Annotated in this window: 7 protein-coding genes; 1 reads left to right on the top strand and 6 read right to left on the bottom strand. The window is 35.8% G+C overall.

Going from position 1 to position 9,619, the window contains the following annotated elements:
- Together OK414_RS27475 and OK414_RS27480 are read right to left on the bottom strand one after the other, a co-directional pair.
- A partial coding sequence (locus OK414_RS27475) for a reverse transcriptase N-terminal domain-containing protein (protein WP_264363547.1) occupies positions 1 to 384 on the bottom strand: 384 nt, incomplete at its 3' end.
- Between the two features lie 1,100 nt (positions 385 to 1,484).
- The gene (locus tag OK414_RS27480) at positions 1,485 to 2,390 is read right to left on the bottom strand and encodes a LysR family transcriptional regulator (RefSeq protein ID WP_263046325.1); all 906 of its coding nucleotides are present in this window, start codon (positions 2,388 to 2,390) and stop codon (positions 1,485 to 1,487) included.
- Between the two features lie 169 nt (positions 2,391 to 2,559).
- Between OK414_RS27480 and gdhA the strand changes: the two genes are divergently transcribed.
- Positions 2,560 to 3,942 carry an NADP-specific glutamate dehydrogenase gene (gdhA, locus tag OK414_RS27485; protein ID WP_016763688.1) on the top strand — a complete coding sequence of 461 codons (1,383 nt, stop codon included), beginning with the start codon at positions 2,560 to 2,562 and terminating at the stop codon, positions 3,940 to 3,942.
- 661 nt (positions 3,943 to 4,603) lie between these two features.
- Here gdhA and OK414_RS27490 read toward each other — a convergent pair.
- The 4 genes from OK414_RS27490 to OK414_RS27500 all read right to left on the bottom strand — a co-directional run bounded on the left by OK414_RS27490 (position 4,604) and on the right by OK414_RS27500 (position 8,780).
- Positions 4,604 to 5,353, bottom strand: a complete 750-nt coding sequence (locus OK414_RS27490; RefSeq protein WP_263046326.1) for a hypothetical protein — start codon at positions 5,351 to 5,353, stop codon at positions 4,604 to 4,606.
- Positions 5,354 to 5,772: 419 nt separating this feature from the next.
- Positions 5,773 to 6,102 (bottom strand): CBO0543 family protein, encoded by a 330-nt coding sequence (locus OK414_RS29940; RefSeq protein ID WP_317620609.1) that lies wholly within the window; start codon positions 6,100 to 6,102, stop codon positions 5,773 to 5,775.
- Positions 6,103 to 6,588: 486 nt separating this feature from the next.
- Positions 6,589 to 8,106 carry a phospholipase D-like domain-containing protein gene (locus OK414_RS27495; RefSeq protein ID WP_263046327.1) on the bottom strand — a complete coding sequence of 506 codons (1,518 nt, stop codon included), beginning with the start codon at positions 8,104 to 8,106 and terminating at the stop codon, positions 6,589 to 6,591.
- A 236-nt stretch (positions 8,107 to 8,342) separates the two neighbouring features.
- Positions 8,343 to 8,780 (bottom strand): hypothetical protein, encoded by a 438-nt coding sequence (locus OK414_RS27500; RefSeq protein ID WP_263046328.1) that lies wholly within the window; start codon positions 8,778 to 8,780, stop codon positions 8,343 to 8,345.
- Between the last annotated feature and the right edge of the window lie 839 nt (positions 8,781 to 9,619).

Consider the following 9,619-nt stretch of genomic DNA (forward strand, 5'->3'; position numbering starts at 1 on the left):
TATACCGAGAGGTCTTAATTTCCCATTCTTCTTAGCGATAAACGTTCGTTTCGCTGGCTTTGGGCGATGCTGAAAAACATTATGTCTTAGTAGTTCTTGATACAGTTTGATACGTTCGTTTGGTTGTGAGGCCGTATAGCCGTCTATACCAGGTGTTCGCTTGCCGGTATTTTGTTGCGTCACTCTGCGAATGGAGAGTAGTAAATTAGCTTTACTCCGGAGGAGTAAACGTTGAAGTTTTCTTACTCTTCTTCGTTGATTTTGTTGTTCGGCACGATAAATTCTTTGTCGTAACTTCGTTACATATTTTTGTATAATACTCCAATCAATAGAGTACCAACCTTTATGCGAGACGTGCGCCGACGCTCGTAGAGAGGTATTCATAACAGCACGCTCCTTTTCGTTAGAAGATAGCCACAAATTTATTTTCGTGTTGAAGACCAAGGAGAAGTGGGCGCTCTTTCGAGCCTGCCATTATCTATAAAGACGACAGTATCCGTCCAGTTATACAATGTTCTTGTTTTCCTGTTCTCTTTCGAGATAACGGCTTTCGCTTTTTCTCATATCCCATACCCTCTGCCACTTCGTTTGACTTTACAGTCATCCTACTGCTTATGCAGATGACATAGGGCTTACCAAGTTCCACATTCTACAGATGACATAGGGGTAGGTAGGTTCTTTACTCCGGGCAAGATGCGGGACGCATCACAGTAGCCTTATGATTCTACTTTTCCTCTTGCCAAGACCCAAGCCAATCTATGCATTATCTTGAGCTAATCTTGACGAAGCTTACAAACCTTCACTCTTGTTTACCATACCTATCTTCTCCTAGCAGTATTCTGGGCCATGCATTTACCCTCTGTTTCCGCATTTCCTCATGCAACCGACAGGCTCGTTACCAAGAATGCCGTTTCGGATGGAGATCATCTCTGCGTCTAGATGAGTAGCGCTAGCTACGCTGTAAGAAAGTGACTTCTTGTCGCACCATAAGTTTGATTATAGGAAGCAGACTTTTCGACCTAATACCTTGTTAAAAAACGTTCGTAAAAGTATATGAGATAAAAAGAACGTTCGTAATTATTTTTCTAACTTAAACGAACGATAAAAATAGTAGATTTCTTATATAAAAGGAAAGGTCGTAAAAGTATACTTTCGCGGACAAAATATTTAGATCTATTACAAGATGTTAAAATATTTATTACCATTAACAAAATAAAAAGCTGCCTCGGAGCGTCAGGAGAGGCAGCTTTTTATAAAACTAGATATGAAATGTGTGTGTTAGTAAGTTAAATATAACATATTTTCTTCATGAAAGCGATTTATTATAAAAACAAGCATATGTATAAAAGCTGCATAATTCATGATCTTAACCCTTCTTTTTAAGGGATTCTTTTTGGTTTGGATTCCAGAAAGAATATTATGGTAACTAAAGATGTAATATATTACTTTTCTATACTGGTTACGTGCTTTTTCTTGAGTATAAATTAGCTCTTAAAATCATCTAATCTAGTGAAAAATCCCTGAAGAAAATCATAAAATAACTTTTCCGTTGGAAGTAGTGACCGTTCCTTTGGGGTAATAACCCCTACAGTCCTTGTTACATTTGGTTCAACCAATGGTATTTTAACTGTTGAGCGTGGCAAGCTATCGACTAGCGTGACTTCTGGCATGAGTGTTACACCTAAACCAGCAGAAACTAACCCTTTCAACGCATCGATATCATCCCCCTCAAAGGCAACATTTGGTGTGAAGCCAAGATTCTGACAAGCATTTACAACAATATCTCGAAAGACAAAACCCTCAGGTAATAAAACAAACGGTTCGTCTATTAGTTCTTGAAGTTTTACGGAGGATTCTTTTGCAAGGTGGTGGTGAATTGGCAAAAGAGCCACAATATTTTCCGTAAATAAAACTTTTTGTTCAAGTTTTTTTTCTTTGAGAGGAAGTGGACCTATCAGACCAAGATTAAAATCTCCTTTAATCACACCTTCAATTAATTCCTGGTAAAGCGCTTGTTTTAACTGAAATTTTGCTTCCGGATAGCGCAATCTAAATGCATAGATTACAGTTGGTAATGTATACGCTGCTAAACTTATCGGAAAAGTAATGCGTATTGTTCCTTTTTCAGGATCTAAATATTCCTTAACCTCACGTCTCGCATCGTCTATCACATTCATGGCATGTTTCATTCGTTCAAAAAATATTTTTCCAATTGGCGTTAAATGTACCCTCCTTCCTTCTCTGATAAACAAATCAACTTCTAATTCATTTTCTAAATTTACTATTTGTCGACTTACCGAGGATTGTGCTACATGTAAAGAATGGGCGGCTTCAGTTACGTGTTCGCGTGTAGCCACCTCCATGAAATAACGGATTTGTCTAAAGTCCATTTTATATCCTCCTTATTAGTTAATGCATAAAACGCATTGATGTTATCGTTTCTTTATATTGATTCGATCATTATTTCAATTATAAAATATTTTATACTAACAACTCTAAAAAATTACGACAAATTTTTTAAATTTTCATTATAAATTAATAAATAGGAGACGGATAAGTATGATAACAATTGAAAAAAATCAATCGACGTATACAGAAAGCGTACAGAATTATGTTAATCAAGTATTTGAAACAGTTAAAAAACGAAATCCAAATGAAAGTGAGTTTCATCAGGCGGTCAAAGAAGTATTCGATTCTTTAATACCTGTTCTCGTTAAAAATCCTCAGTATATTAACCAAGCTATTTTGGAGAGAATCGTTGAACCTGAGAGAGTCATCACTTTTCGTGTACCGTGGGTCGATGATCACGGAAATGTTAGAGTAAATCGAGGGTTTCGCGTCCAATATAGCAGCGCAATTGGTCCATATAAGGGTGGGTTAAGATTTCATCCATCTGTCAACGCAAGTATTATTAAATTTTTAGGATTTGAGCAAATTTTTAAAAACTCTTTAACTGGTCAACCAATTGGTGGCGGTAAAGGAGGTGCTGATTTTGATCCTAAAGGAAAATCAGATGGAGAAATAATGCGTTTTTGTCAAAGCTTTATGCTAGAACTTAGCAAATATATCGGACCTGATACGGATGTTCCTGCAGGTGACATTGGTGTAGGAAGTAAAGAAATTGGCTTTTTGTTTGGGCAATATAAAAAAATGCGTAGCACCTTTGAAGCAGGCGTTCTAACAGGAAAAGGCCTTAGTTATGGTGGAAGTTTAGCTCGTAAAGAAGCAACTGGATACGGAACAGTTTACTTTGTTGAAGAAATGTTAAAAGATAAGAATCTTAGCTTTGAAGGCAGTACAGTTGTTGTGTCGGGGTCAGGAAATGTCTCAATCTATGCAATTGAAAAAGCGATGCAGCTAGGGGCTAAAGTGGTTGCTTGCAGCGATTCGAATGGTTATATCTATGACAAAAATGGTCTTAACTTAGAGACAATTAAACGCATTAAGGAAATAGAAAAGAAACGTATAAGTACTTATGTAGCTGATCATCCTGAAGCGATTTATGTGGAAAGTTGTAATGGAATTTGGACAGTACCATGTGATATTGCTTTACCATGTGCTACTCAAAATGAAATCGATCAAAACTCTGCAGAATTATTAGTTTCCAATGGAGTAAAAGCAATTGGTGAAGGTGCAAATATGCCATCTACATTAGAAGCTGTCGAGATTTTCTTAGAGAACAATATTTTATTTGCCCCTGCTAAAGCGGCAAATGCTGGTGGTGTTTCTGTATCAGCATTAGAAATGGCTCAAAATAGCACTAGGCTTTCTTGGACTTTTGAAGAAGTCGATAGCAAATTACATGCGATTATGAAAAGCATATACCAAAATAGCAAGAAAGCTGCTCAAGAATACAACGCTCCTGGTAATCTTGTCGTAGGTGCAAACATTGCCGGATTTATAAAAGTTGCTGATGCTATGATTGAGCAAGGTGTTATTTGATACTTCATTAGGAGAATATACTAGTATGGATATCTTGAATTTAAAGGCTGTTAATAATGGGTGACTTACAGATAGTTTCTACAATTATGATTGCTAGTTTAATTGTACTCTCATGTGCACTCAGTAGAAAAAAACCTACTATTAAGTATATAGCGCCTTTAAGTGTAGGAGTGATTAGTGTGGGTGTTGTTATCGTCAGTTTCCTTATTGGAGGATGGGTATGAGAGTAGGGACAATTAGCTTTACTGCTTTTACTTCATCACTTATCTCCCTACTAACTATATCTATAACTGAATCTGTAAAAAGAAAATTCAGTAAATATTATCGTTAACAAAATAAAAAGCCACCCAGTATTTGCAGGACAGGTGGCTTTTTACCATAAAATGCATGTGCAGACATATAATAACAGATTTTTGCTGAAAATACTATATTTTCTCATGCGAGCATATGTATAAAACGCAGAGTTTTTATACATCTTCAGGTCATTCATATCTACGGTAAAACCCGTTAAATCAAGGATGTATAAAAAGCTGCATAAAAAAGAAACAAGGCCTCATCGAGAACCCTACTCCCATAAGGGTTCTTTTTTATGGTGTGTTCCGGAAAGAGTGATTATGTTAACTAAGATTGTATATCATATACAATCTTAGTTTCTCTAATATTAATCAAAAAACTGGGTGAAAGCAGAGTCAGGTAAAGCAGGGTTTTTAGGTAAATATCCACGCATGTAACACATAGCAGCTTCACCACTAAAATAAGTCGTGTAAATATTAGGAGGATGTGTGTAACCCACTCGGTGGAGCCAAGCATGTGCCAACGAATCCCCAAGAGCTCCATTTGTTATGTCTCCTCTGTCTATTTGGGTAGGATTGATGGTAATAGATAATGGTACATTGTTGCGGCGAAAAGCGGTTCTTCCTCGAATCGTAGAGCTGGTGACCGGTGCCGGAATGTGATAATCAATTCTCCCTACGATCCCGCCAAACCCATTTTCAATAAAACGTTGGGTAAAGAGGTCCATAGCTTCATTGAGGGCAGCAAGACCATTCGGAACTGGTGTGACTTGCCAAACAGGTTTTAAGCGATTGAACGCATTCATTTGGGCACAAGCAGCCCAAAATGAAACTCCATTGTTAAGGCCTCCATTCCACTTTTGTACTAAGTGAAGGTTCCATTGACTTAACACACTAGCAATGATGGTTTTAATTCGACTAACTTCTGCAGGTGTAAAGCGTGTATCGATATCAAAGTAAATAAAGGGTGGTAAGGGAGGTTGTCCAGGCGGCTGAGGAAGTGGTAACGCAAATCGGGTATACGTTGGAGGATTAAAGATATCTCTTAAAATAATGGCTAAAATCAAGAAGATAAGTAGCAAAATAATGATAATATCCATAAGTTTGTCTCCTTTCATAAGATAAACTTTATATCATTATCAGTTTATGCTGCTGAACTAAAAGGGTTTGGACATGTTGTGATATAGAAAAAGCCGTTAGAATCAATGATTCCGACGGCTTTTATTTCCGATAACACTCATTATGTAAACAGAGAATGAAGGGCCTTGGGTATCTGTAAGTTCTTGCATAAGAGCTAATTCATTATCCATATTTATTTCTCCTTATTTTCTAAAATATGTATAGATATTGTTTGCGCACTATTTATTATTTTTATTAAATATAAGTTATTTTTAATTTGATTTATTGTTGATGGAATAGAGGGATGTTCTGCCTGTTATGATAATGATAAAAAATAAAGTGGCAAAACCAACGATGACTTTGATCGTCAAAAAACCAATATTAACTTCTTCCAAAGTTTTTTCCTCCAATTTAAATTTTACTTAGTTGTAAGATCTTGAGGTTTAGATAAAGAGGCTAGTTTTAGTATTAAAGCTCGAGTTACAATTCCAAGAATTATGTAATATATGAATGAATATCTGTATCTCCACTCTAAATAATTAACAAATTTGACCCACTCGCAAAAGGGTTCACCTATATAGGCATATGTTAGTGCCATAATGATCTGGGCTAAAATAAAAGATTTCCATGTTCTAAAATATTGATATAACAACATGTGAGCTACAGGTACCATTGAAAAATCAAAAGGAAAGGCCCGGGGAATAATAGGTAGGAATGCAATGGGGTAATCCCAAAAACTATATTGCACACAAATACATCTAATAAGGTTGTTGTCAAGATAATTATGGTACCAAATAACAAAATTTCTAAAATAATGTCTCGTTTAACAAGTTTAGCCCATATAACCCAAGGCACAACTAAAAAAACGACTAGTATCCACCATTCCCAAATTAAAAACTCATTTTTTAGCCAACCATTTAATTCTAAATGATACAGCTTATCTTCTAATAAACGTATTTCCTTAAGATTTTCAAATATATTATCTATTGATATCACCCCTATATTTAAATTAAAAGCTAACAGATATTTTTGAATTCAAACTCTTTGAGCTGTCTTTTTAGTATTTCTATTTTTTAGTAATGAAATTCCATCGTAAATAAGAAAAAAACCCATGTTGAAAGTTCTTCTAACACGGGTTTTCGACTTTTTTCAAATGAATCAGAAATATTTTAAAAACAATGAAATTTTTAAAATCTAGATTTAAGATAGAACAATAAAAACAGGATACATCATCTTATAATAATGGAGAAAGCAGGCGAGAACCCTGTTCAACAATGCGCTCGGTCAGGGATCGTTGCAGCAAGTCTTCAATTCTTAATGGTACAGAATCAGTAAGATCCCTCTCGAACTGCTCTGTGAGTTCCCCTGCCACATCAGCACTGTACACGACTTGACACACTTCATAATTCAGGCGAAAACTTCTCATATCATAGTTTGCTGCGCCTACTTCTGCAATTTCCTCATCAATGATCATCAGTTTCGCATGTAACATTCCTTTATCGTACTGGTAGATTTGGACCCCAGCTTCTATAAGTTCCCCGTAATAGGTACGACTTGCAAAGCCCACGATTTTTTGATCAATATGGCGAGGAACAAGTAATCTTACGCGTACACCACGAGCCACAGCTGTCTTTAATGCCATAATAATATCTGTTTCTGGTATAAAGTAGGGCGTTGTTATATCAATGGTTTTGGTCGCTTGTGTTATAAATATAAAGTAAGCTTGACGAATAACTGGTGTAGGAATTCCAGGGTTTCCTTCCAACGTATGGATGTATGCTTTTTGCAATTCTCCTGTCTTTGTTTGAGTATTGTCTATTTTACCTTCTATAGCCCATAACTCAGATCCTAATTCGGCAGACCATCTTGAAAGATCTATGCTGCCGGTTGGATTGATTTCCTTTGATTTATATTTTGGGATTTTAGTGGGCTTTTTCGTTGCCTCAGATTTTGTTTTTGACTTTATCCGTTCTGGTACAGCGATATTCCAATGAGCGTCGAAGATAGTCTGCAAGTCGCCTGTTGCTTCCCCTATAATTTGCAAATGAGTGTCCCTCCAAAATCCTACGTCTGACTTTAATCCTGTATATTCATACCCAACGTTCATACCGCCAGTAAAGGATTCCTTTCTGTCAATCGTGACAATCTTACAATGATCCCGATAATTCCAATTGGACAAAATCCAGGGAAAGCTTAAAGGAAATATTGTCCGACATTCTATCCCTGCTTCCACCATCTGAAGAATTTTTTGACGCGGAAATTTTTTACTCCCCCAACCATCTCTAATAAAACGAACCCGCACTCCATTTACTGCTTTTTCAATCAGCAGTTCTGTGATGCGATTACCAATTTGGTCGTTCCGATAGATGAAATATTCCAGATCAATGGTTTTTTGGGCTTTTTGTAGGGATTCGATAAGTTGTTCATATTTTGCTATTCCATTGTTTAGTACTTGGACTTTGCCGACTCGAAGCCCGCCTACAGTAAAATACCTTAAAGCATCGGCGATTATCGATGCTGAATCACTACATGTATCAGGTAACTTATCAGACTCATTATGAAAAGAGGTCAATCTTTTACGATGAATAAGCTTGGGATTTGATATGCTAAGATATAGTAAGAAACCAATGACAGGCAGAACAAGGACGATTACTATCCAATTCAAAGCTTTGGCTGGCCGACGAACTTCCCAAATTGCTATGAATAAGATAAAGAACGTATTTAACAGGTATAGAAAAAAAATCCACTCCAACTAAAATTCCTCCTTAGTTTTTCCCTTAGCATGTACAAACTATGTAGCAAGTATACGTTTGGAATACGAGGAATTGTTTAGATTGACCTTTTCTCATGAGACACCTCAAATAATTTTGTAATTAGTTTGTTTTGTCACAGGAAATTTAATGTTGGAGATGTATCGAAAAACAAAAAAGGAGGTTCGTTTTACATTTCTTCCATTTAAACCTAAAATCTTACATTATTCTGCTGTAGCTAACTAAGTATATTCGATGTTAAAAAGACTCCAACAGAAGGCAAGGTACCACTAATTACGGGATATCCGGTAAGAGCTCTATCGGTTGTAGTAACCCATGTTCCGTATTCGCCTGCTTGTAAAGAAGGAGGTTTCATAATAAGCCTCCCATTTAAAATAAAATGTCGAATTCTAATCTGGGGTTCATCAAATATGGTTAAGTTTCCAGAAAAAGTGGCATAGGGTGAATCAAATCTTATTTGTTTGGTGTTTTCATCCCAAAATCCATTAATTGGAATAGGTGTGCCACGAAAATTAACCGTCCCAATTATCCTGTTATCTGTAATAGAGTTAATGTTGAGTACGCCCCAAACGATTGGTTTACCAGCTATAGCAGCATGGATACCCATTACTGATGGGAATGGAATACTAACCATTGTTTGCTGTGCAGTTTGCAATACTAATCTCCCCCTAAATTTAAAGTTTATGTTCTGAAGAATAAAGAATTAGATATCTTATTTACTACCCTATATAAAGGACCAATCCAGTATATGCACCACAAGCTGAATATGTTTACTTTTAATGGTTAGAAGCTCATCCTTTCGTTGAAAAATGCAGATTATTCAACAAATAGTTGTTTAGAACAAAAAATTATGTTACAAAAAAATTCCTTTATTCAACTATATAGCCCTTTTCTTGAATAACTAACGTGTTTGAGAGGTTATTTAATCACCTTTAAGCACAAATAAATTTTAAACACTAAATTAAACAACTTTTTTTACTCAACTAGATTACCAAAAACCAGTATTTTTGTAACGATGGATTACTGCTTCACTTGCCTTTGATGTCACTTTGACCGATAAATTGCACTTATTTTAAGTGTTATTTTGCACATTTAACTTTAATATCCAGCTACTTCACATGAAAAGATTAGCTAGGTTTCTTCACCAATCATTAAGCTGGTTCGTGCAGCTGCTACGACTTCTGTTGTAACGGATGTCAGATGATTGATTTCGGTTTTCCTTTGATTTCATTGTAACCTAAGATAGGTTTTATTAGGTTATTGGACGTAGAATAATGAACAGAGTTTTGTAACGTCTATAGCAAGAAAAAACATCCTTTTTAACTCGGATCTAGGTGTGTTCAGAAAAAGACGAGTTTTGGAACAAATATTGGATTTGAGAAATATTTATAGGTTTCTTTTTTATATTTACTTATAGTGCAAAATAACGCTTAAAATAGATGCAAAATAACTCCTAAAGTGACACCTTTGATTTTATTAGGATTATCGTTTACC

This window comes from Priestia sp. JV24, from assembly GCF_025910025.1.
Classification (GTDB): Bacteria; Bacillota; Bacilli; order Bacillales; family Bacillaceae_H; genus Priestia; species Priestia megaterium.

Bases quoted from the DNA above. Each gene is read 5' to 3' on its own strand.
- OK414_RS27480 (WP_263046325.1), bottom strand. From the start codon at position 2,390: ATGGACTTTAGACAAATCCGTTATTTCATGGAGGTGGCTACACGCGAA.
- gdhA (WP_016763688.1), top strand. From the start codon at position 2,560: ATGATAACAATTGAAAAAAATCAATCGACGTATACAGAAAGCGTACAG.
- OK414_RS27490 (WP_263046326.1), bottom strand. From the start codon at position 5,353: ATGAAAGGAGACAAACTTATGGATATTATCATTATTTTGCTACTTATC.